General features: G+C 61.4%; 21 protein-coding genes. 11 read left to right on the top strand and 10 right to left on the bottom strand.

The genetic code is table 11. The features are described 5' to 3' along the window. Positions 1 to 21 precede the first annotated feature (21 nt). Genes VOY09_RS07875 through VOY09_RS07865 form a run of 3 tightly spaced genes read left to right on the top strand, consistent with a single transcriptional unit; the run spans position 22 to position 2,391 of the window. Positions 22 to 954: an aldo/keto reductase gene (locus VOY09_RS07875; protein ID WP_322894073.1), complete on the top strand. Its 933-nt coding sequence runs from the start codon at positions 22 to 24 to the stop codon at positions 952 to 954. Further along, complete coding sequence (locus VOY09_RS07870) at positions 951 to 2,021, top strand: FAD-dependent oxidoreductase (protein WP_322894074.1); 1,071 nt, start codon at positions 951 to 953, stop codon at positions 2,019 to 2,021. Before VOY09_RS07875 ends, VOY09_RS07870 begins: the two co-directional genes overlap by 4 nt. 46 nt (positions 2,022 to 2,067) lie before the next feature. Further along, the gene (locus tag VOY09_RS07865; RefSeq protein WP_322894075.1) at positions 2,068 to 2,391 is read left to right on the top strand and encodes a hypothetical protein; all 324 of its coding nucleotides are present in this window, start codon (positions 2,068 to 2,070) and stop codon (positions 2,389 to 2,391) included. On the opposite strand, the gene VOY09_RS07860 is transcribed toward VOY09_RS07865, so the two are convergent. After that, positions 2,388 to 4,880, bottom strand: a complete 2,493-nt coding sequence (locus tag VOY09_RS07860) for an FAD-dependent oxidoreductase (protein ID WP_322894076.1) — start codon at positions 4,878 to 4,880, stop codon at positions 2,388 to 2,390. The two genes, VOY09_RS07865 and VOY09_RS07860, sit on opposite strands and share 4 nt — an antisense overlap. Positions 4,881 to 4,982: 102 nt before the next feature. Then, a complete protein-coding gene (locus VOY09_RS07855) occupies positions 4,983 to 5,969 on the bottom strand; it encodes a D-glycerate dehydrogenase (RefSeq protein WP_322894077.1) in 987 nt (328 codons plus the stop codon). A gap of 108 nt (positions 5,970 to 6,077) precedes the next feature. Here VOY09_RS07855 and VOY09_RS07850 point away from each other — a divergent pair, with 108 nt between their 5' ends. Continuing rightward, positions 6,078 to 6,596: an SH3 domain-containing protein gene (locus VOY09_RS07850; protein ID WP_322894078.1), complete on the top strand. Its 519-nt coding sequence runs from the start codon at positions 6,078 to 6,080 to the stop codon at positions 6,594 to 6,596. Positions 6,597 to 6,641: 45 nt separating this feature from the next. Further along, positions 6,642 to 7,565: a cation diffusion facilitator family transporter gene (locus VOY09_RS07845; RefSeq protein ID WP_322894079.1), complete on the top strand. Its 924-nt coding sequence runs from the start codon at positions 6,642 to 6,644 to the stop codon at positions 7,563 to 7,565. 46 nt (positions 7,566 to 7,611) lie between these two features. Here the strand turns inward: VOY09_RS07845 and VOY09_RS07840 are convergent, their stop codons facing one another. From VOY09_RS07840 to VOY09_RS07820, 5 genes are all read right to left on the bottom strand, one after another. Next, positions 7,612 to 9,633, bottom strand: a complete 2,022-nt coding sequence (locus VOY09_RS07840) for a M3 family metallopeptidase (RefSeq protein WP_322894080.1) — start codon at positions 9,631 to 9,633, stop codon at positions 7,612 to 7,614. A gap of 12 nt (positions 9,634 to 9,645) precedes the next feature. After that, positions 9,646 to 10,710, bottom strand: coding sequence for a molybdopterin-synthase adenylyltransferase MoeB (locus tag VOY09_RS07835; protein ID WP_322894081.1), 1,065 nt, complete (start codon positions 10,708 to 10,710; stop codon positions 9,646 to 9,648). Beyond that, positions 10,707 to 11,153 carry a dUTP diphosphatase gene (gene dut / locus VOY09_RS07830; RefSeq protein WP_322894082.1) on the bottom strand — a complete coding sequence of 149 codons (447 nt, stop codon included), beginning with the start codon at positions 11,151 to 11,153 and terminating at the stop codon, positions 10,707 to 10,709. The genes VOY09_RS07835 and dut overlap by 4 nt, the downstream gene beginning before the upstream one ends. Then, positions 11,150 to 12,343, bottom strand: a complete 1,194-nt coding sequence (gene coaBC / locus VOY09_RS07825; protein WP_322894083.1) for a bifunctional phosphopantothenoylcysteine decarboxylase/phosphopantothenate--cysteine ligase CoaBC — start codon at positions 12,341 to 12,343, stop codon at positions 11,150 to 11,152. The genes dut and coaBC overlap by 4 nt, the downstream gene beginning before the upstream one ends. A gap of 66 nt (positions 12,344 to 12,409) precedes the next feature. Next, complete coding sequence (locus VOY09_RS07820) at positions 12,410 to 13,288, bottom strand: RNA polymerase factor sigma-32 (protein ID WP_322894084.1); 879 nt, start codon at positions 13,286 to 13,288, stop codon at positions 12,410 to 12,412. 89 nt (positions 13,289 to 13,377) lie between these two features. Here VOY09_RS07820 and cobU point away from each other — a divergent pair, with 89 nt between their 5' ends. Genes cobU through VOY09_RS07800 form a run of 4 tightly spaced genes read left to right on the top strand, consistent with a single transcriptional unit; the run spans position 13,378 to position 16,774 of the window. After that, positions 13,378 to 13,893, top strand: a complete 516-nt coding sequence (gene cobU, locus VOY09_RS07815; protein ID WP_322894085.1) for a bifunctional adenosylcobinamide kinase/adenosylcobinamide-phosphate guanylyltransferase — start codon at positions 13,378 to 13,380, stop codon at positions 13,891 to 13,893. Continuing rightward, complete coding sequence (locus tag VOY09_RS07810) at positions 13,890 to 14,468, top strand: histidine phosphatase family protein (RefSeq protein WP_322894086.1); 579 nt, start codon at positions 13,890 to 13,892, stop codon at positions 14,466 to 14,468. Before cobU ends, VOY09_RS07810 begins: the two co-directional genes overlap by 4 nt. Before the next feature lie 58 nt (positions 14,469 to 14,526). Then, positions 14,527 to 15,216: a glutathione S-transferase gene (locus tag VOY09_RS07805; protein ID WP_322894087.1), complete on the top strand. Its 690-nt coding sequence runs from the start codon at positions 14,527 to 14,529 to the stop codon at positions 15,214 to 15,216. Between the two features lie 43 nt (positions 15,217 to 15,259). Then, on the top strand, positions 15,260 to 16,774 hold the full coding sequence (locus VOY09_RS07800; protein ID WP_322894088.1) for a YifB family Mg chelatase-like AAA ATPase: 1,515 nt from the start codon (positions 15,260 to 15,262) through the stop codon (positions 16,772 to 16,774). 43 nt (positions 16,775 to 16,817) lie between these two features. Here VOY09_RS07800 and gshB read toward each other — a convergent pair whose 3' ends face one another. The 3 genes from gshB to rsmI all read right to left on the bottom strand — a co-directional run bounded on the left by gshB (position 16,818) and on the right by rsmI (position 19,059). Then, a complete protein-coding gene (gshB, locus tag VOY09_RS07795; RefSeq protein ID WP_322894089.1) occupies positions 16,818 to 17,777 on the bottom strand; it encodes a glutathione synthase in 960 nt (319 codons plus the stop codon). A 68-nt stretch (positions 17,778 to 17,845) separates the two neighbouring features. Further along, the gene (locus VOY09_RS07790; protein WP_322894090.1) at positions 17,846 to 18,202 is read right to left on the bottom strand and encodes a YraN family protein; all 357 of its coding nucleotides are present in this window, start codon (positions 18,200 to 18,202) and stop codon (positions 17,846 to 17,848) included. Further along, entirely contained in the window at positions 18,199 to 19,059 is an 861-nt protein-coding gene (gene rsmI / locus VOY09_RS07785; protein ID WP_322894091.1) for a 16S rRNA (cytidine(1402)-2'-O)-methyltransferase, read from the bottom strand. Before rsmI ends, VOY09_RS07790 begins: the two co-directional genes overlap by 4 nt. 105 nt (positions 19,060 to 19,164) lie before the next feature. Between rsmI and VOY09_RS07780 the strand changes: the two genes are divergently transcribed. After that, positions 19,165 to 20,349 (top strand): penicillin-binding protein activator, encoded by a 1,185-nt coding sequence (locus VOY09_RS07780; protein ID WP_322894092.1) that lies wholly within the window; start codon positions 19,165 to 19,167, stop codon positions 20,347 to 20,349. Next, a complete protein-coding gene (locus VOY09_RS07775) occupies positions 20,309 to 23,125 on the top strand; it encodes a [protein-PII] uridylyltransferase (protein ID WP_416236741.1) in 2,817 nt (938 codons plus the stop codon). The genes VOY09_RS07780 and VOY09_RS07775 overlap by 41 nt, the downstream gene beginning before the upstream one ends. Positions 23,126 to 23,132 lie beyond the last annotated feature (7 nt).

The following is a 23,132-nucleotide window of genomic DNA, read 5'->3' as shown; positions in this document are numbered from 1 at the left end:
AAGCCGTGCCAATCTGGCGGCATGACAGATTTAAGCACCCCAAACGGCAATCCCGTTTCCCGCCTGACCTTTGGCACGATGCAATTCGGCGGCAAGGCCGATGCAGCGCAAAGTGCCGCCATGTATGATGCCGCGCGCGCTGCAGGCATTAACCATTTCGATACCGCTGTGCGCTATAGTGATGGCGCGGCGGAGACGATTCTGGGGCAATTGATCAAGGAGGAGCGTGACAAAATCTATCTGGCGACCAAGGTTAGTTTTGAAGGCGGGTCAGGCCGCGCCAATATCCTGGCACAATTCGATATCTGCCGCAGCCAGTTGCAGCAGGATCAGGTTGATTTGCTGTATCTGCACCGGTTCGACGATGACACGGCGTTGGAGGAAACCTTCAGCACCATGGCAGAGCTGCAATCATCGGGCGCTGTCCGGCATATCGGCGTGTCGAATTACGCCGCCTGGCAGGTGATGAAGGCGCAGGCTGTGGCGCGTGATCTGGGCACGCGGATCGATGTGATGCAGCCGATGTATAATCTGGTGAAACGGCAGGCAGAGGTTGAGATTTTTCCGATGGCTGCCGATCAGGGGATCAGCCTTGTGCCTTACTCGCCCTTGGGTGGCGGGCTGCTGACCGGGAAATATATCGGCGGCGGCACCGGGCGGCTGACCGATGATCCGCGCTATAACGCCCGCTATGGACAGGATTGGATGCATGAGACTGCCGCGCGGCTGAGTGATCTTGCGCGCGAGGTCGGCACGGACCCTTCCACGCTGGCCGTGGCATGGGTCATGGCGCATCCGAACGGGCCATCGCCGATCATCTCGGCCCGGTCTTTGACGCAATTACAGCCGTCACTGGATGCGGCGGCATTTGCAATGACGCCGGAACTTTATGCGCAGATCACGGCGCTCAGCCCGACGCCGCCACCAGCGACGGACCGGCTGGAAGAGGCTTGATCGATTTCCTGATCATCGGCGGCGGGATTGCCGGGGTCTCTGCCGCTGCACGGCTGTCGGCGCTGGGCAGTGTGACAGTGCTGGAACGCGAAGATGCGATGGCTTACCACGCCTCTGGCCGGTCAGCGGCCCTGTATGAGGCGCATTATGGCAACCCCTCAACCGTGGCGCTGAATGTGGTAGGGTTGGATTTTCACCGCAACGCGGATGTGCTGTCGCCACGCGGGCTGATGCTTGTCGGCAATGCGGCAGAGGCGGATCTGTTCGATGCCGATGTGCAGGCGATGCAGATGCAGCCGATCACGATGGATCAGGCTCTGGCGCTGATCCCGGTGCTGAACACGGACCACGTGGATCGTGCCGCCTATGACCCCGACGCATGGGATATCGATACGGACAAGCTGATCCAGACTTTCGCGAAACAGGCGCGCGGCAATGAGGCGCAGATCGTCACCAAGGCAGAGGTGACGGCGATCACCCGCAGTGCGACGGGCTGGACCGTCAGCACCAGCGCGGGCGATTATGAGGCGCGCCATCTGGTCAATGCCGCCGGTGCCTGGGTGGATGTGATTGCCAGCATGGCCGGGGTGACACCGCTGGGGTTCCAGCCTCTGCGCCGGTCGATGGCCCGCATTCCGGCACCTGACGGACATGATCTGCGCGCTTGGCCGATGGTGTTTGGCGCTGGCGAAGGCTGGTATGCCAAACCCGACGCCGGGGCGCTGATCGTCTCACCCGCCGAGGAAGACCCGGCAGACCCCCACGATGCCTATGCCGATGACATGGTGCTGGCCGAAGGGTTGGCGCGCTACGCTGAAAACGTCACCACCCCGGTGACCCGCGTGCTAGCGTCATGGGCCGGACTGCGCACCTTTGCGCCCGACCGTAATCTGGTGCTGGGGCCGGACCCCGTGCATCCGGGGTTCATCTGGTGCGCGGGTCAGGGCGGTTACGGGATGCAATCCTCACCGGGGGCGAGCCAGTTGCTGGCTGATCTGATCAGCGGCGCGCAACCGGCGATTGCCGCCGATATGGTGGCCGCGCTGACACCGGATCGGTTTCGCTAAATATTTACCAGACCCGATCTGACGCGCCCTTACAAAGCCGCGCGGCTTGGCATATCTGCACGCGATGAAACGCACACGCGACCGCATCATCCGCGCCAGATTTGACCGGCAATATCAAAAGATCGCCGTCTTTGTGCCGGGCATGGCGCGCATCCGCAGGCCGGGCTGGATGGCGGCGCGCCTTGTGCTGGCGGTGTTTTTCATTCTGGGCGGATTGCTGGCCTTTCTGCCGGTGCTTGGTCTCTGGATGATCCCGGTGGGGCTGTTGTTGCTGGCGATCGACCTGCCCGCCCTGCAAGGCCCGGTGACCAATCTGCTGATCCGGGGCCGCAGGCGGATTGATCTGCTGCGGCGGCGCTGGCGGCGTTAACCGTCAAGCCGGATCGTGGCGTTCTGCGGATCATAAGGGCTGTCCTCGACAATCACCGCAGGCCAGAGCTGGTCCAGCATTTTGACCATAAGCTGCGTACCGACCACCGCCATTTCCGGTTTCACGTAGCCCATGCCGATGGATTTCCCGAAAGCCACCGAATAGCCGCCCGAAGTCAGCCGCCCGACGCGGGTGTCGCCGTGATAAAGCGCCTCGCGCCCCCAAGGGTCAGCATCATCCGGCCCGTCGATCAACAGGGTCACGCATTTGCTGCGGATGCCCTTTTCCAGCATCGCCTCCTTGCCGTGGAAATCCTTCGTCAGATCCACGAAACGCGGCAGATCAGCCTCCATCGGGGTGGCATCCCGGCCAAGTTCATTGCCGAAGGCGCGGTAGGATTTTTCCTGCCGCAGCCAGTTCTGTGCCCGCGCGCCGACGAGTTTCATGCCATGCGGTTCGCCTGCCTTTTCCAGAAGATCGAACAGGTAGTTCTGCATTTCAATCGGGTGGTGGAGTTCCCAGCCGAGTTCGCCGGTATAGGCAACACGGATAGCATTCACCGGGCACATCCCCAGTTCGATCTGGCGTGCGGAGAGCCAAGGGAACCGCTTGTTCGACAGGGCGGTCGCCGGATCGGCATCCTTGATCACGCTTGCCAGCACGTCGCGGGATTTCGGCCCGGCGATGGCGAAAACGCCCCATTGCGTGGTCACATCCTGCGCGTTGATCCGGCCGAATTCCGGTTCTTTATCCTCAATCGCCTTGAACAGGTAATCCTGATCGTAGGCCGACCAAGCCCCGGCAGAGACGAGGTAATAATCATTCTCGGCCAGCCGCACGATGGTATATTCCGTCCGCGTCGTGCCATGCGCGGTCAGCGCATAGGTCAGGTTGATCCGGCCCACCTTGGGCAATTTGTTCGTGGTGAACCAATCGAGGAACGCGGTCGCCCCTGCGCCGGTGATCCGGTGCTTGGTAAAGGCGGTCGCGTCGATCAGGCCGACACCTTCACGGATCGCTTTCGCCTCTGCCACAGCATATTGCCACCAGCCGCCGCGCCGGAAGGACCGCGCGTCATGGTCGCTGAAGCCTGCGGGGGCAAAATAATTCGGCCGTTCCCAGCCATTCACGAAGCCGAATTGCGCGCCGCGTGCGGCTTGGCGGTCATAGGCGGGCGATGTCCGCAACGGGCGGCAGGCGGGCCGTTCCTCATCCGGGTGGTGCAGGATATAGACGTGGTCGTAGCATTCCTCATTCTTACGCGCGGCGAATTCGGTGGTCATCCAATTGCCGTAGCGTTTGGGGTCAAGGCTCGCCATATCGATCTCAGCCTCGCCCTGCACCATCATCTGCGCAAGATAATAACCGGTGCCACCCGCCGCAGTGATGCCGAAAGAGAACCCTTCCGCCAGCCACATATTGCGCAACCCCGGCGCAGGGCCGACCAGCGGGTTGCCATCTGGGGTATAGCAGATCGGGCCGTTGAAATCGTCCTTGAGGCCGGAGTTTTCACAGGAAGGAATGCGGTGGATCATCGCCATGTACTGTTCCTCGATCCGTTCCAGATCGAGCGGGAACAAATCGGCGCGGAAAGAGTCAGGCACACCGTATTCAAAGACGGCGGGGGCGTTTTTCTCGTACACGCCCAGAATCCACCCACCGCGTTCTTCACGCACATAGGATTGCGCATCAGCGTCGCGGATAACGGGGTGTTCGACGTTCCCCTGCGCGCGGAACTGCACCAACGCGGGGTCTTGGTCCATCACGATGAACTGATGCTCAACAGGGATCGCAGGGATCTTGATCCCCAGCTTTTTCGCGGTGGTCTGGGCGTGGTTGCCCGATGCGGTAACGACATGCTCGGCGGTGATCACGATCTGTTCGTCGGATGGCACCAGATTGCCGCCCTTTTCGACCATCTTCGTGCAGGTCACCTCCCACGCCTCACCGGTCCAATGAAACGCATCCGCCTGCCATTTGCGCACGATCTCGACACCGCGCTGGCGCGCGCCTTTCGCCATCGCCTGCGTTACATCGGCGGGGTTAATGTAGCCGTCGGTGTGGTGATAGAGCGCGCCTTTCAGATCGGACGTTTCGATCAGCGGCCATTTCGCCTTGATCTCATCCGGGGTCATCCAGACGTAAGGCACATCGCAGGTTTCCGCCGTCGACGCATAGAGCATGAATTCATCCATGCGTTCTTGGGTCTGGGCCATGCGCAGATTGCCGACGACGGCGAAACCGGCATTCAGGCCGGTTTCCGCCTCAAGCGATTTATAGAAATCGACGGAATATTTGTGAATATGCGTCGTGGCAAAGGACATATTGAACAAGGGCAGCAGGCCAGCGGCATGCCATGTCGAGCCTGATGTCAGTTCATCGCGTTCCAGCAGCATGACATCATCCCAGCCTGCCTTGGCCAGGTGATAGGCAATCGAGGTGCCGACCGCGCCGCCGCCCACCACCAATGCTTTGACTTGCGTTTTCATGCTGCGATTCCCTGTTGCCGCTTTTGCGTCAACTTGCGCGAAAACCGGCCAGTCCGGCAGAACCAGCCGACCGCTTTACGCACAAATGCGACACCGGGGGCGTCAGAGCATCGACGGGACGACCAGATCGGGCGGGCGGTGGCCATCGGCGAAGGTCTTGATATTGACGATCACCTTCTCGCCCATCTCGACCCGGCCTTCGAGCGTGGCAGAGCCCATATGCGGCAGAAGGATCGCATTGGGCAATTCTTTCAGCCGCGGATTGATCAGGTGACCGCGTTCAAACACATCCAGACCCGCCCCGGCGATTTCACCGGCGCGCAGCATCCGGGTCAGGGCGTTTTCATCAATCACCTCGCCGCGCGAGGTGTTCACGATGACAGCGGAAGGTTTCATCAGCTTCAACCGGCGTGCGTTCATCAGATGGAAGGTAGACGGCGTATGTGGGCAATTGATCGACAGGATATCCATCCGCGCGACCATCTGATCGAGACTTTCCCAATAGGTCGCGTCCAGCGCCTCTTCCACCTCGGGCCGTAGTCGGCGGCGGTTGTGGTAATGGACCTGCAGGCCAAAGGCGGCGGCGCGGCGCGCCACTGCCTGCCCGATCCGGCCCATGCCGAGGATACCCAAGCGGCGGCCCTTGATCCGGCCACCCAGCATGGCGGTGGCGGACCAACCTTGCCAGGCGTCGGATTCGGCGAGTTTGATCCCCTCACCCATCCGCCGCGTCACGCCCAAAATCAGCGCCATGACCATATCGGCGGTGTCCTCGGTCATCACACCCGGCGTGTTCGAGACATGGATGCCGCGCTGCCGGGCGGTGGCCACGTCAATGTGATCGACACCCGCGCCGTAATTCGCGATCAGCTTGAGCTTATCCCCGGCACGGCCCAGCAATTTCGCATCGATCTGATCGGTGATCGTGCAGACCAGCACATCGGCCGATTGCATCGCATCGGCCAGCTGATCAGGCGTCATCGGCGCATCGGTTTCGCGCAATTGCACGTCAAAAAGCTCTTTCAGCCGGGTTTCGACCTGTTCAGGTAATTGTCGCGTCACGACAACAGTCAGATGCTTTCCTGGCATGGTCACTCTCTCCCGGGTTTTCAAATCAGCGCTTGCGTGGCAGGTTGCGCGAAAGGGACGCGCAGCACAAGAACTGCGCGCCATAATCGGGCAGCCAAAGGCAATAAAATGAACAGTTTTCTGCGGTGGTGGAATGTCGCACGTCTGGCGCTTTGCGCGCTGCTGCTGGCAGGGGTGGCCATGGCGCAGGAGGCCCCTGCCCTTGGCCCCGAAACCAATCTGCCGGTGCCGCGTTTCGTATCGCTGAATGCATCAGAGGCGAATGTGCGGCGCGGCCCGTCGCTGTCGCATCGGATCGACTGGGTCTTCACCCGGCGGAATATGCCGCTGCAATTGGTGGCCGAATATGGCCAATGGCGCCGTGTGATCGACCGTGACGGACAAGGCGGGTGGATTCACTATACCCTGCTGTCAGGCGCGCGCACGGTGCTGATCAGCGACGATGATACCGCCTTGCGCAGCAGGCCGGATGTGAATGGCACCGAGACTGCGATTCTGGAAAGCGGCGTGATTGCCCGGCTTGGCAAATGCGAGACAGAATGGTGCCAATTGACCGCAGGCGGCTATCGCGGCTGGGTGCCCAAGGCGGTGATCTGGGGTGTGGCGCTGGAAGAATTGCGCGACTGAACGTCGCGGATTGTCACCGGCGTCGTGAGGGCCTAAGCCGCTGTCATGAGCACGCAGAATGACACCCGTTTAAATATCTCCGCCGGGCTTTTATCCGTGACGGTGGCGGCTGTGTTGGTCGCGGCCAAGCTCTGGGCGCTGGCGGAAACCGGATCGCTGGCGGTGGCCGCGACTTTGGCGGATTCTGCGCTCGATCTGATGATGTCGCTGGGCGGCCTCGCGGCCATCGCCTATGCGGCCAAACCCGCTGATGATGACCATAATTTCGGCCATACTTCGGCAGAGGATCTGGCGGCCCTTGGCCAATCCCTTTTCATCCTCGTCTCTGCCGCGGTGATCGCGGTGGCCGCCGTGCTGCGGCTGCTGGATGACAGCAACGCGATGCCGCAATCCGAAGGTTTCGGGATGGCGGTGATGGTGTTTTCCATTGTCGTGACCTTGGGTCTGGTGACATGGCAGCGCCATGTCGCGCGCCGCACCGGCAACAAGGTCGTGCTGGCCGATAGCCTGCATTATATGGGCGATCTGATCCCCAATATCGGGGCTATCGTGGCGCTCTGGGCCGCGTCCCGGCTGGGGCTTTATGAGATCGATTCCGTCGTGGCCTTAGGCGCTGCTGCCTTTCTGGCTTTTGGCGCGTTGCGGATCGGCAAAGGCGCATGGGACGCGCTGATGGACCGGCAGGCCGACCCCGAGATGATAGCCGGGATCAGCGCGATTGTGCAGCAATGTGACGGCGTGCAAGGCTATCACGACCTGAAAACCCGCGTCGCGGGCAGCCGGGTTTTCGTCAATCTGCATATCGAACTGGACGGCAGCCAGACGCTGGATCAGGCCCATGCCATCGGCGCGGCTTTGCGCCGGTCGATTGTCGCGGCCTATCCCCGCGCCGATGTGCTGATCCACAAGGACCCGGTCGGCGTCCAGCGCCATCCGTCAGACCCAAGACCCCCTGCATCGTCCGAGTAAAAATATCCCCGCCGGCGGCATCGACTGCGGCGAAGCCGCAGGAAGATCAGGCAGCCAGACCGCGCCCTTTCAGCAAAGCCTCCACCCCCGGCATCCGGCCCCGGAAAGCGGTGTAAAGATCAGCAGCGTCGACCGACCCGCCCGATGACAGCACGGTCTTTTCCAGTTTGGCGGCGGTGATCGGATCAAACGGGTCGCCTGCCTCGTCAAAGGCGGCGAAAGCATCGGCATCCATCACTTCGGACCACATATAGCTGTAATAGCCGCTGGAATAGCCATCGCCCGAAAAGATATGCGCGAAATGCGGTGTGGCGTGACGCATGCCGATGGCGCGGGGCATCCCGAGCTCTTCAAGGATCTCCGCTTGCCTTTGCATCGGATCGGCAGGGGCCGGGCCATTGTGGAATTCCAGATCGACAAGGGCAGAGGCGATATATTCCACGGTCTGGAACCCCATGTCATAGGTTGCCGCGCCCAGCATCCGTTGCAGCAAATCATCGGGCATCGGCTTGCCGGTATCGGCATGGGTCGCGAATTCGGACAGGACAGCGGGCACCTCCAGCCAATGTTCGTAAAGCTGGCTCGGCAGTTCCACAAAATCGCGCGCGACAGAGGTGCCGCTGATACTTTCATAGGTCACATCCGACAGCATCTGATGCAGGGCATGGCCGAATTCATGGAACAGGGTCCGCGCATCGTCATATGAGAGGAGCGCGGGTTTGCCTGCCTCGGGCTTGGCGAAATTGCAGACGTTGATCACATGGGGCCGCGTGTCGCCGCCTAGCCGTTTTTGCGACCGCATGGCGGAACACCATGCGCCCGACCGTTTCGATCCACGCGCGAAGTAATCGCCGATGAAGACGGCGATATGTTCGCCTTTGCGGGTCACCTCCCAGAGCCGGACATCGGGGTGATAAACCGGGCCGTCGATGGGCGTAAATTCCAGCCCGAACAGGCGGTTGGCGCAGGCAAAAGCAGCCTCGATCATCCGGTCGAGTTGCAGATAGGGTTTGATTTCCGCCTCATCGAGGTCATGCAAATCCCGGCGGCGCTTTTCAGAATAATAACGCCAGTCCCAAGGTTCCAGCGGGCCGTCGAACCCGTCCTGATGCAGCATCCGTTCCAGCACTTTGCCATCGTCCAAGGCTCCGGCTTTGGCGGGTTCCCAGACCTGCATCAGCAGATCGCGCACGGCGGCGGGATTGCCCGCCATTTCGGTTTCCAGTTTGAAATCGGCGAAACTGTCATAGCCCAGAAGCTTCGCGCGTTCTTCACGCAAGGCCAGCGTTTCCGCCGCAATCGCGCGATTGTCCGTGGCCCCGCCATTGGCACCGCGTGCGCCCCAAGCCTCAAACGCTTTTTGCCGCAGATCACGCCGGTCGGAAAATTGCAGGAACGGCACGATCAGCGAGCGGGACAGGGTGACGACCAGGCCACCTGCGTCTTTCTCTGCCCCTGCGGCGCGGGCTGTGGCGAGGACGAAATCGGGCAGACCGTCCAGATCGTCCGGCCCCAGTTTCATCATCCAGTCGCGTTCATCGGCCAGCAGGTTCTGGACGAATTGCGTGCCCAGCACCGACAGCCGCGATTTGACCGCGCGCAGCCGGGTGGCGGCGGGGCCTTCCAGCAAGGCACCGGAGCGGACGAAACTGCGCCGTGTCAGCATCAGCACGCGGGCTTGTTCCTCGGTCAGGTCAAGCTGGTCGCGGTCTTCCCACAGCACCTCGACCCGCGCGAAGAGCGCCTTGTTTTCGGAAATCTCGGAGGAATAGGCGCTGAGTAAGGGCGCAAAATCGCGCTGCAAGGCCTCGCGCGCCGGGTTGCTGTCGGCACCGGCGAGTGAATAGAACGCGCCCAAGACGCGGCTCAGCGTTTCATCGGCCAGTTCCAATGCCTCTATCGTATTGGCAAAGCTGGGCTTTTCGGGATTGTCCGCGATATCGGCGACATTCGCGCGGGATTGCTCCAAGGCCGCCTCGACCGCCGGGGCGAAATCATCGTCCTTGATCGCGGCAAAGGGCGGCAGGCCAAAGGGCGTGTCCCAATCGTTCAGCAGCGGATTTGTCATGGCGGATCTCCTTTAAGGATCAACTAGGGTCGCCGGGGCCGCTTTGCCAGCGCAGACGGGGCAATCTTTGCGCGGTTTGATCGCGATAGTGCGGGTTTGCGCATAAAGCGCATCATAGATCAGCAAGCGCCCGGCCAAAGTGTCGCCGGCGCCGGTGATCTGTTTGATCGCCTCCACCGCCATCATCGCGCCGATCACGCCGGGGAGCGGGCCGAGAACGCCTGCCTCAGCGCAACTTGGCACCAGCGCGGGATCCGGTGCCTTGGGGAAGATGCAGGCATAGCAAGGCGTGCCATGGGCGGGGTCATAAAGGCTGATCTGGCCTTCCCATTGCGTCAGGGCGGCAGCGATCAGGGGGATGCCCAGCGCCACGCAGGTGTCATTCACCAGATAGCGGGTGGTGAAATTATCGCTGCCGTCCAGCACCAGATCGTAATCGGCGAACAGATCGGCGGCGATATCGGCGGTCAGGCGACGGTGATAGGGGCGCACGGTGACGAAGGGGTTTTGCGCGACCATGGCGAGTTCGGCGGAATGGACTTTGGGCAGGCCGATGTTTTTGTCGGTGTGGATCACCTGCCGTTGCAGATTGGCGTTTTCGACCAGATCATCGTCGATCACCCCGATGGTGCCGACACCGGCAGCAGCCAGATATTGCAAGGCGGGCGCACCGAGGCCACCAGCGCCGATAACCAGCACCTTTGCGTCGCGCAGGGCCTTTTGCCCCGGCCCACCGATTTCACGGAGCACGATGTGGCGGGCGTAGCGGTTGAGTTCAGAGTCGGAAAAGGTGCCGGATTTGGGCGCGGGTGTGGCGACCGGATTGGCGCGGGCGCGCAGGGCAGCAAGGCCTTTGCGATAGGCCGCCACCAGAAAGCCGAAGGCGATCAGCAACCCCCAGAGCCGGGCATCCCCGCCTGTCGCCATGCGCAAAGGATGGCCCACAGGCAGGATGATATGCAGCATCATCACAGCGATGATCAGGATGGCCAGCATGGTCCAGCGCGCAGAATACGGCGCTTTCATCGCGATGCCGATCCCCCAGAGGGTCGCGGCCATGACACCGACCATGATCATGTGCCGGTGGACCCGAAACCGCCGCTGCCGCGTATGCTTTCGGACAGGGCATTGACCACGGCAAAGCCCATCTGCACCACGGGGGCCACGACCATCTGCGCGATCCGCATGCCGTGGGTGATTGTGGCCACCTCTGCCCCATGGTTGATCATGATCACCCCGATGGGGCCGCGATAATCGCTGTCGATTGTGCCCGGCGTGTTCAGCAGGGTCAGCCCTTGTTTCAGCGCAAGGCCAGAGCGGGGCCTGATCTGCACCTCGAACCCCTGCGGGATTTCCATCCGCAGACCTGTGGGGATCAGGGCGCGCGCGCCGGGTTCAAGGTCAATTGCACTGTGATCCGCAAAATTCGCGCGCAGATCGGCACCGGCAGCACCGGGCGTTTCATAGCTTGGCAGACCCAAGCCTTGGTCCGCCCCGTCATCCCACATCATCTTGATCATGCGATCACCTGCGCGATCCGCTGGGCGAGTTGCGCTGCAACCGCATCTTTCGACATGCGCGGCCAGCTTTCGGCGCCCTGATCAGTAATCAGGGTCACGGCGTTTTCGCTGCCGCCCATGATCCCGGTGCCGGGGGAAACATCATTGGCGACGATCCAGTCACACCCCTTGCGCAGGCGCTTGGCACTGGCATGGGCGATCACATCGTCCGTCTCGGCCGCGAAACCGATGACCAAGGGCGGACGGCCCATGCCCATCTGCGATATCGTCGCCAAAATGTCGGGGTTTTCGGCAAATTCCAGATGCGGCAGGCCGCCCGTGTCTTTCTTGATCTTGCTGGCCCCGGCATTGGCGACACGCCAATCGGCGACGGCGGCGGCAAAGATCGCGGCATCGGCGGGATCAGCCGCCTGCACGGCGGCGAGCATTTCGGCGGCGGTCTGGACCTTGATCAGGTTCACACCGGCAGGCGGCGGCACATCGGCGGGGCCGGTGATGAACGTCACGCTCGCGCCAAGGCCCACCAAGGCGCGCGCAATCGCGGTGCCCTGCGCGCCGGAGGATCGGTTGGCGATATAGCGCACCGGGTCAATCGGTTCATGCGTGGGGCCAGAGGTGACGAGGATATGTTTGTCCTTCAACGGGCCATCAGCGAGAGCGGCAGAAATCGCGCCAATGATATCAGGTACTTCCGCCAGCCTGCCGGGACCATATTCACCGCAGGCCATAGCACCTTCATCCGGGCCGACGACCAGCATGCCGTCATCCCGCAAGGTCGCCAGATTGCGCTGCGTCGCCGGATGCTGCCACATCCGCACATTCATCGCAGGCGCGATCAGCACGCGCTTATCGGTCGCCAAAAGCAAGGTGGAGGCCAGATCATTCGCCAAGCCACCCGCCATTTTGGACATCAGATCGGCGGTCGCGGGGGCGACAACGATCAGATCAGCGGCACGGGACAGCTCAATATGGCCCATCTCGGCCTCATCGGTCAGATCGAACAGATCCTGATAGACTTTGGAGGCCGCCAGCGCGGACAGGCTCAGCGGGGTCACGAATTCCGCCCCCGCGTGCGTCAGCACCGGCGTCACCCGCGCGCCCTGGTCGCGTAAACGGCGGAGCAGGTCGAGCGATTTGAACGCGGCGATCCCGCCACCCACGATCAGCAGAATATGTCGGCCCGCCAGCATCATCTCTCTCCGGTCAATTCTGGCCCGACCTTAGGGCGGAACGGACCGGAAAGACAATGTGGCGTCTTAGGCGAAGAAGGATTGCACTTCGTTGCTTTGCGCCTCTAGGCTTTTGCGCATTTTGCCAAAGGCTGCGGCCTCTAACTGCCGGACACGTTCCTTGGACAGGCCGAGTTCGGAACCAAGGCTTTCCAAAGTCCGCGGATCATCGCGCAATTTGCGTTCGCGCACGATGAATTGTTCACGATCATTCAGCGCCGACAATGCCGTGACCAACCACTGGCGCAACGTGTCGGTGTCATGCGAATTCTCGACCTTTTCAGCGGCCTGCGGCGCGTCATCTTCCAGCGCGTCGATCCATTCACGCCCCTCATCATCCACCGATTGGGTGGCGTTGAGCGAAAAATCAGACCCCGACAAGCGCCCATCCATCATCTGCACGTCATGCAGCGGCACGCCGACTTCGATGGCGATCATTTCGTGCAATTCGTGGGTTTCCAGCGTGCGGCCTTCTGCGGCCGCCTCGCGTTCCAGACGGGCCTGCACCCGGCGCATGTTGAAAAACAGGGATTTCTGCGACGATGTCGACCCGGTCCGCACCATCGACCAGTTGCGCATCACGTAATCCTGGATCGAGGCCTTGATCCACCAGACCGCGTAGGTCGAAAACCGCACGCCCCGGTCGGGGTCAAATTTATCGGCGGCTTTCATCAACCCGACGGAGGCTTCCTGAATCAAATCATTCATCGGCGCGCCATAGCGTTTGAATTTCGACGCCATGGAAATTGCCAGCCGCATATATGCGGTGATCAGCCGATGCAGCGCCTCTTCATCGCGCTGATCGCGCCAGGCATAGGCGAGTTTCAGCTCTGTTTCCGCATCCAGCAATTCAGCACGCATCGCGGTCCGTGACAGCGTTTGATCAGAAAATGCGTTGACGGCCATGTTTCTTCCCCCAAATGAACGAGCGGCGATTAACTCTTTGTTATGATTTTGCTACGCAGCGGGATGGAAACCGGATCACTCGATATCAGATGAACAGCTTGCCGAAACTGACACTCGTGCTAGGCGGCGCCGCCTCTGGCAAATCCGCCTATGCGGAAGGGCTGATTGCAGGCTCAGGTCTGCAAAAGGTCTATATTGCAACGGCGCAGGTCTATGATGCCGAGATGGAGGCCAAGGTCGCCCGCCACCGCGAGATGCGTGGCGAAGGCTGGATCACTTATGAGGAGCCGTTGGAGGTCAGTGCCATTTTGTCGCAGGTGCAGGATGGTCAGGCGGTGCTGTTGGATTGCGCCACTTTGTGGCTGACAAACGTGATGCTGGCGGATCATGATATCGCCGCCGCCAGTGCCGGGTTGGTGCAGGGGTTGGCGGGTTGTGCCGCCCCGGTTGTCATTGTGTCTAATGAGGTCGGGCAAGGCATCGTTCCCGATAATGCGCTGGCGCGGCGGTTTCGCAATGCGCAGGGGGCACTGAACCAAGCGATTGCGGCAGAGGCAGATAGCGTGGTCGCGGTGATGGCAGGCCTGCCTTTGGTGCTGAAATGACAAGGCTCTGGTGGGTGCGGCATGGGCCGACGCATGAGAAATGCTTTACCGGCTGGCGCGATGTGCCTGCGGATCTGTCCGATACGGCGCTGATCGGGCGGGTGGCGGATTTCCTGCCAACGGATGCGGTGGTAGTCGCCTCCGATCTGCAACGGGCGTCGACCACTGCGGATGCGATTGGCGGCAACCGCCAGCGCCTACCCGATCAGCGCGACCTGCGAGAGATGCATTTTGGTATCTGGGACGGGATGCATCACACGGATGTTGCGGCCCGCGATCCGGTGCTGAGCCGCGCTTTCTGGGAGACCCCCGGCGATCTGCGCGCACCGGAGGGCGAAAGCTGGCATGACGTCAGTGCCCGTGTCGCGCGTGTGGTTGATGACCTGACCCTGCGCTTTGCCGGCGGCGATATCGTGCTGGTCGCCCATATGGGCGTGATCATGACCCAGATCCAGCGCGCGGCGGGCTGCACCGCCTATCAGGCGATGGGGCATCAGATTGATAATCTATCAGTGACGCAGATGACCTGCTCTCAATCGGGGTGGGCCTTAGGGGCTGTCAATCATCTGCCGTGATGGATGCGATCACGCAATGTCGTTTGGCGCGGATGCGGATGCCGCCTAAGCTCGGCGCATGACATATACATTATACATCGGTGACCGGACCTTCAGCAGCTGGTCCTTGCGCGGCTGGCTGATGCTGGAAAAATTCGGCCTGCCTTATCAGACGCGGATGGTGGGTCTGTATTCCGGCACCATGGCCGCCGATCTGGCCCATATCGCGCCTGCGCGCACCGTGCCTGCGATGACGACGCCGGAAGGTCACGTGCTGACCGACAGTCTCGCCATGGCGGAAACCTTGGTCGAACGGCATCCTGATGTGGCGCTTTATCCGCGCGACCCTGCGGCCCGCGCAGTGGCACGGTCGATCTGCGCGGAAATGCATAGCGGGTTTGCTGCCCTGCGCAGCGAATGCCCCAATATGATCAGCCATGTCTGGGACGGGTTCCAGCCATCGGACGCCGTGCTGGCCGATCTGGCCCGGATCGAGGAATTATGGGCCTTGGCCCGCGCGCGGCACGGCAATGATAGCCCGTGGCTGTTTGGCGATTATTCGCTGGCGGATGTCTTCTATGCGCCGGTGGCGTTGCGGATCACCACCTATGGGCTGCCGGTCAGCCCCGCCGCACAAGCCTATGTCGCGGCCCATCTACGCGACCCGGCCTTTCTGGACTGGCGGCAGGCGGCATTGCAGGAAATCCACGACCCGTGGCCCTATCCGCTGGATCTGCCGCGCAAGCCTTGGCCCGTTAACCTTTCCTAAACCATCACCCGCTACCCGTTAACACAGGAACGGAGAGCAGCGCATGGTCGCCATCGCCTATACAGTGGCCTTTGAAGGGATCGAGGCGCGGCTGGTCGAGGTGCAATGCGCCGTCACCCCCGGCATTCCGGCGTTCACCATCGTCGGCCTGCCCGACAAAGCCGTGTCCGAGGCGCGCGAAAGGGTGCGCGCGGCGCTGACGGCCATGGCCATCGCGCTGCCATCGAAACGGATCACGGTGAACCTGTCGCCCGCCGATCTGCCCAAGGAAGGGTCGCATTTCGACCTGCCCATCGCGCTGGCGCTATTGGCAGCGCTCGACATCATCCCGCGCGACGAGGCAGCACAGGTCGTGGCCTTGGGGGAATTGTCGCTGGACGGGTCTTTGGTGCCGGTGGTCGGCGCTTTGCCCGCGGCGATGACGGCAGCGAGCGAAGGGCGGATGCTGTTTTGCCCGCAGGCCTGCGGGGCAGAAGCGGCCTGGGTCGGGGCGGCGAATGTCATTGCACCCCGTTCTCTGGCCGCGATGGTGCGGCATTTCACCGGGCAGAGCGTGATCGCGCCGTCCGAGCCGGGTGAGACGCAGGCGGCGACCCACAGCCGCGATTTCGCCGAGGTGAAAGGGCAGGAACGCGCCAAACGTGCGCTGGAAATTGCCGCCGCCGGGCGGCATCACCTGCTCTTGGTCGGCGCGCCGGGATCGGGTAAATCCATGCTGGCGGCGCGGATCGGGGGGATTTTGCCGCCTTTATCCCCGGCGGAGGCGCTGGAAACCTCGATGATCCATTCGCTTGCAGGCTTGCTGGATGATGGCGGCATCAGCCGCGAAAGACCGTTTCGCGAACCGCATCACACCGCTTCGATGCCCGCCATCGTCGGCGGCGGGCGCAGCGCGAAACCGGGCGAGATTTCGCTGGCGCATAATGGCGTGCTGTTCATGGATGAATTTCCCGAATTTCCGCGCAATGTGCTGGAAACCCTGCGCCAGCCGATTGAAACCGGCGAAGTCGTGGTCGCCCGCGCCAATGCTCATGTGCGCTATCCTTGCCGGTTCATGCTGGTGGCGGCGGCAAACCCCTGCAAATGCGGCTATCTGACGGATGCGGCGCGCGCCTGCACCCGCGCGCCGATCTGTGGTGAGGATTATATGGGCCGGATTTCCGGGCCTTTGATGGACCGTTTCGATCTGCGGGTCGAGGTGCCGCCGGTCGCGTTTCACGACCTAGATCTGCCGCAATCGGGTGACAGTTCTGCGGTGATCGCAGCACGGGTCGGCGCGGCGCGGGCGCGTCAGGCCCTGCGATTCGCGGATCATCCAGGCGCGCGGGTAAATGCCGATGCCGAGGGCGCTCTGCTTGAACAGATCGCCACCCCGGATGCGGAAGGGCGGGCATTGCTGCTGCGGGTGGCAGAGAAATTCGGCCTATCGGCGCGCGGCTATCACCGGATTTTGCGGGTGGCGCGGACGATTGCGGATCTGGAAGGATCGGATGAGGTCTGCCGCGCCCATGTGGCCGAGGCTGTGGGGTATCGTCTGGCGATGGCGAAGGAGGTTTAGTTCAGATCCCTGTCGGGATCTGAAGCCTCCGGCGGGGATATTTTTACTCTGACGATGCAGGGGCGCTGCGCTTTGCCTCAATCGCCTGCCAGATTTTTTCGGCGATATTGACACCGTCGAAGCGTTCCAACTCCTGAATGCCGGTGGGCGAGGTCACGTTGATTTCTGTCAGCCAATCGCCGATCACGTCGATGCCGACGAAAACCTGCCCCTTTTCACGCAACAAAGGCCCGATCCGGGCGCAGATTTCGCGGTCGCGGTCGGTCAGCGCGACTTTTTCCGGGCGGCCGCCGACATGCATGTTGGAGCGGGTTTCGCCCTGGGCAGGCACCCGGTTGATCGCGCCGACAGGTTCGCCATCGACCAGAATCACCCGTTTGTCACCTTTGGCGACGGCGGGCAGGAATTGCTGCATGATCAGCGGTTCGCGGTTAATGCCGGAAAACAGCTCATGCAAGGAGGCCAGATTGCCATCTTCCTGCGTCAGTTTGAACACGCCCGCGCCGCCATTGCCGTAAAGCGGTTTGAGGATCACATCGCCATGGGCGGCGCGGAAGGCGCGCAAAGTCTCCAGATCGCGCGCGATCATCGTGGGCGGGGTCAGGTCGGGGAAATTCAGCACCAGCAGTTTTTCAGGGTAGTTGCGTACCCAGAATGGATCATTCACCACCAAAGTATCGGGATGGATCATGTCGAGGATATGGGTCGTGGTGATATAGCCCATATCGAAAGGCGGGTCCTGGCGCAGCCAGACCACATCCATCTCACGCAGGTCGATCTCCTGCATGTCGCCGAGCGTGAAATGATCGCCTTTCACCCGTTGCACCTGCAAGGGCCAGCCGCGCGCGACAACCCGGCCCCGGTCATAGGCCAGCTTGTCAGGCGTGTAATAGAACAACTCATGCCCACGCGCCTGCGCCTCTTCCGCGATGCGGAAGGTGCTGTCGGCATCAATGTTGATCGGCCCGATCGGGTCCATCTGGAACGCAATTTTCAACGCCATGGGGCAACCTCTTTCATCGCAGTTGCTTGCTTCATGCCGCAGCGCGGCTGCCAGCGCAATGGGGGCGCTCAGGCTTCCATGAAGGCGTTTTCGATCACACTGACGCCACCGCGCCCATCAACCAAGGCCAGATCAAAGCGCATATCGGTTAATTGTCCCTTTGGTTCACCAGCCAGATATTCCGATGCGCTGGCGCAAAGCCGGTCCATCTGCCGCCGCCCCAAACGCAAGGCGGCCTGCGCGAAACTGGCGCTTTTCTTGACCTCGACAAAGACCAAAGTGTCACCGTCGCGCAGGATCAGATCGATTTCACCGGCTTTGCCGCGCCAGCGCCGGGCCGCGACCTGATGCGCGCGGGCGGCATAATCACGCGCAACGATGTCTTCGGCGGCAAGGCCCGCGTGATAGCTGGTCAGGCCTTTCATGTTGCATCCCCCAGACCAAGGGCGATCTGATAGACCTGCCGCCGGGGCAGACCCAGCGCACCGGCCACGACAGTGGCTGCATCTTTCACACGCATGGTTTTCATCGCCTCTTTCAACGCCTCTGTTACATCCAGATCGGCTACGTCAGTCGCACCCGCGCGCCCGACCAGCACCACCAATTCACCTTTGACATTGCGGTCTGCATAGACCTGCACCACGTCATTCAGCGTGCCGCGGGTGATTTCCTCAAACCGTTTTGTCAATTCGCGGCAGACCACAGCCTGCCTGTCGCCCCCCAATGTATCGCGCAAAGAGATTAACATTTCCTCTACGCGTTTGGGACTCTCATAAAAAACCAAGGTAAACGGAGTGTCGCGCAGGGCGGCGATTTCGGTTTCGCGTTGTTGCTTTGCGGCGGGCAGAAATCCGACGAAGGCGAAACGGTCGGTGGGCAGGCCTGACACCGTCAGCGCCGCCAGAACCGCCGATGCGCCGGGTGCGGTGGTCACTGTCACGCCAGCGGCAATCGCCGCACGGCCCAATTCATAGCCCGGATCAGCGACCAAAGGCGTGCCTGCTTCGGACACATAGGCCACGGATTTGCCGGCGATCATATCGGCGACCAGCCGGTCCACAGCCGTTTCGCCGCTGTGATCGTGAAAGGCCACGACCTTGCGCGCGTTCAGCGGGACACCGTGGATTTCCATCAATTTGCGCGCCGTGCGGGTATCCTCTGCCGCGATCAGATCGGCGGAGGCGAGGATGTCGAGCGCGCGCAGCGTAATGTCACGCGCCGATCCGATCGGTGTCGCGACAAAGTAAAGGCCGGCAGAGAGTGGCTTGGTGATATGATTCATGACTGGACCCTCGCCCCCCCTGCTTTATGCTACGCTTCAAATCGCACAGGCTTTGCCGGGTCACCAGACCTGACATTGCGCGCATCATTTGGAAGGAATTGCATTATGTTCGCCCGTTTTCGTCAGGCCTGCAAGCCGGTTACGCGACTTTTCGCGTTTTTGTCACTCAGCCTTGTTGCGGCCTGTGCCGCGCCCATCGCCACAGCGCCGGGCGGCGAGGCTGTGATCGACACCTCGGCCCCGGTGCAGGTCGCTTTGCTGGTGCCGGGTGGATCGGGTGAGGGCAGTGACGATTTTCTGGCGCGCAATTTCGAAAATGCCGCCCGGATGGCCATCGCCGATCTGAACGGGCCGGAAATCACCTTGCGGGTCTATAACACGGGCGCTGATCCTGTCATGGCCGCGAGTGTCGCACGCCGGGCGGTGGATGAAGGCGCGCAGATCATTCTGGGCCCGCTGTTTGCCGAAGCCGCCAATGCTGTCGGCGTGGCGGTGGCCGGTGACAATATCAACGTGCTCGCCTTTTCCAACAACACAAGCATTGCAGGCGGCAATGTCTTCATCCTTGGTCAGACTTTTGACAATACCGCGCGCCGACTGGTGCAATATGCCAGTGCGCAAGACGTCAATCGTTACATGATCGCCCATGGTCAGGACATCGGCGGCGAGATGGGCCGTGATGCCATCGCCGCTGCTGTGCGCCAGAACGGATCACAACTGGTTGCGACCGAAGGCTATCCTTTGTCGCAGGCGGGCATTTTCGCCTCGACACAAAGGCTGGTCGGCACTGCGCAATCCAGCGGCGCGCAGGCGATTTTCACCACCGCCGGGGCCAATGCAGATCTGCCGATCGTTGCGACCGGGCTGGCCGATGCCGGGCTGAATACCGAAGACACCCGTTTGATCGGGCTCACCCGCTGGGATTCGGTGCCGCAATTGCTGTCCTTGCCGGGCGTGCAGGGCGGGCTTTTCGCGCTGCCGGACCAAGGCACCTCGACCCAGTTCCAAAGCCGGTATGCTGCCGCTTACGGATCGCAGCCGCATCCTTTGGCGGGGCTGGCCTATGACGGGATCGCCGCCATCGGCGCGCTGATTGAAACGGGCGGTGACAATGTCGCTTTGTCGCGTGCCGCCCTGACCACGCGTCAAGGGTTCCGCGGGACGGCGGGTGTGTTCCGCCTGCTGCCGAACGGGCAGAATGAACGCGGTCTTGCCGTTGCCACCATTCAACAAAATCAGGTCGTGATCCTTGAACAAGCGCCAAGAAGTTTCGGTGCCGCCGGGCTCTGAACCCGTCCGCAGCCGCCATGTCGAAGCGCCGGACGGGTTGATCTGTCCGGCGTCAGTTATCTTCGATAGGGCCGCTGTGATGGCCCGCATTACCGATGAATCCGCTGGTATCGCATCCGAAAAGGACCTGCGCGCGATCGCTGTGCGCATCCTGACCGAAGCGCGGCAGGCAGGCCTTGCCGAAATCAGCACCGCCTTTGTGATGCAGCCTTTCGCCTCGCGCCCGACGACACGCAGCTATTCCTGGCTGACCGATCAGATCGTCACGGTGATACTGGAGGTGGCGACGACCCTGCTGCACCCTGCCCCGAACCCGACCGAGGCGGAAAAGCTGTCGCTCATCGCCGTCGGCGGTTATGGGCGCGGCGAAATGGCGCCGCATTCCGATGTCGATCTGCTGTTTCTGACGCCCTACAAAATCACCCCTTGGGCCGAAAGCGTGATTGAATCCATGCTTTACATGCTCTGGGATCTGAAGCTGAAGATCGGCCATGCGAGCCGGACCGTCAAAGATTGCGTGCGCCTGGCGCGCGAGGATTACACGATCCGCACCTCGCTGGTCGAATATCGCTATCTGGCGGGCGATGCGGCGCTGGCGAAATCCTTGGGCCAGGTTTTGTGGCAGGATCTGTTCCGCAACACTGCCAGCGATTATATCGAAGCCAAGCTCGCCGAACGCGCCGAACGCCACCGCAAACAGGGCGGCCAGCGTTATATGGTCGAACCCAATGTCAAAGAAGGCAAAGGTGGCTTGCGCGACCTGCAATCTTTGTTCTGGATGAGCAAATACGTCAATGGCGTGAAAAATGCCGCCGAGCTGGTCGGGCTTGGTGTCTTCACCCCCGAAGAATTTGAGACCTTCATCAAGGCCGAAGATTTTCTCTGGGCCGTGCGCTGCCATCTGCATCTGCTGGCGGGGCGCGCTGTGGATCAGCTGACCTTTGACATGCAGGTCGAGGTGGCCTCTGCCATGGGCTATAAAGATCACGGCGGCAGGCGGGCGGTTGAACATTTCATGCAGGCCTATTTCCGCGAAGCGACCCGCGTGGGTGAATTGACCCGGATTTTCCTGACCGCGTTAGAGGCGACCCATACCAAGCCGGAACCGATGCTGGTGCGGCTGATGGCGCGGCGTAAAACCGCCAAGCCGCCCTATACGATCAAACAGAACCGGCTGACCGTCGCCGATGAAAAGGCGTTTTTTGCCGATAAGCTGAACCTGATCCGGATTTTCGAGGAATCCCTGCGCACCGGCACCTTGCTGCACCCGGATGCGATGCGCCTGCTGGCGTCGCATCTGCATCTGGTGGATGACGATTTGCGTCAGGACCGTGAGGCGAGCCGGATCTTCCTTGATATGTTGCTCAAACACGGCAACCCCGAACGCGGTCTGCGGCGGATGAACGAATTGGGGATGCTGGGCGCTTTCATGCCCGAATTCGCGCCGATCGTGGCGATGATGCAGTTCAATATGTATCACCATTACACGGTGGACGAACATACGATCCAATGCATTTCCAACCTCGCCCAGATCGAACGGGGTGAATTGGTCGAGGAATTGCCGGTGGTCAGCGGCATCCTCAAGCATGGGATCAACCGCAAGGTGCTTTATGTAGCACTCTTGCTGCATGATATCGGCAAGGGCCGGCCAGAGGATCATGCGATCCTTGGCGCGCAGATCGCGCGCAAGGTCTGTCCGCGTCTGGGGCTGAACAAGAAAGAATGCGAAACCGTCGAATGGCTGATCCGCTATCACCTGCTGATGTCGGATGTGGCGCAGAAACGCGACATTTCCGAACCCCGCACCGTGCGTGGCTTTGCCAATGCGGTGAAATCGGTGGAACGGCTGGATTTACTGACCGTGCTGACGGTCTGCGATATCCGCGGTGTCGGCCCCGGCACATGGAACAACTGGAAAGCGGTGCTGATCCGCAATCTGTACAAGGCAACGCGGTCGGCGCTGGAAACCGGCCTCGAAGACCTCAACCGCGAAAGCCGCGAGGCAGAGGCGAAACGCGCCCTGCGCCTGACGCTGGAAAAGACATGGGATGGCAAGGCGATCAAGACCGAACTTGGCCGCCATTACGGCCCCTACTGGCAGGGTCTGCCGAATGCCGCGCATGTGATTTTCGCCAATCTTTTGCGTGAAATCGACGATACCGAAATCTGCATCGACCTGATGCTGGACGCCGACCGCGACGCGACCCGCGCCTGTTTCGCGATGGTCGATCATCCGGGCCTGTTCAGCCGGATGACCGGCGCTTTGGCGCTGGTCGGGGCCAATATCGTCGATGCGCGCAGCTATACGTCGAAAGATGGCTATGCGACCGCCGTCTTCTGGGTGCAGGATGATGATGGCAATCCATATGAGGAAAGCCGCCTGCAACGCCTGCGCCAGATGATCGTGCGCACCCTGCGGGGCGAGGTTGTGGCGCGCGAGGCGTTGAAGGATAAAGACAAGATCAAGAAACGCGAACGCGCCTTCCGTGTCGATACCAAGATAACCTTCGATAACGAAGGGTCAGAGATCTACACGATTATCGAGGTCGATACCCGCGACCGCCCCGGCCTGCTTTATGATCTCACCCGCACCTTGGCGAATGCGCATGTCTATATTGCCTCTGCCGTGATTGCGACCTATGGCGAACAGGTGGTGGATACGTTCTATGTCAAGGATATGGTCGGGTTGAAATATCATTCAGAGGCCAAGCGCCAGAGCCTTGAGCGCAAATTGCGTGAGGCGATCGCGCAGGGCGCAAAGCAGGCGATATCTTGATCCACGC

Origin of the sequence: Yoonia sp. 67-2, from assembly GCF_035117555.1 — a bacterium.
Classification (GTDB): domain Bacteria; phylum Pseudomonadota; class Alphaproteobacteria; order Rhodobacterales; family Rhodobacteraceae; genus Yoonia.
Note: the sequence above shows the minus strand (reverse complement) of the source record. Positions and strands in the feature narration are given on the sequence as shown.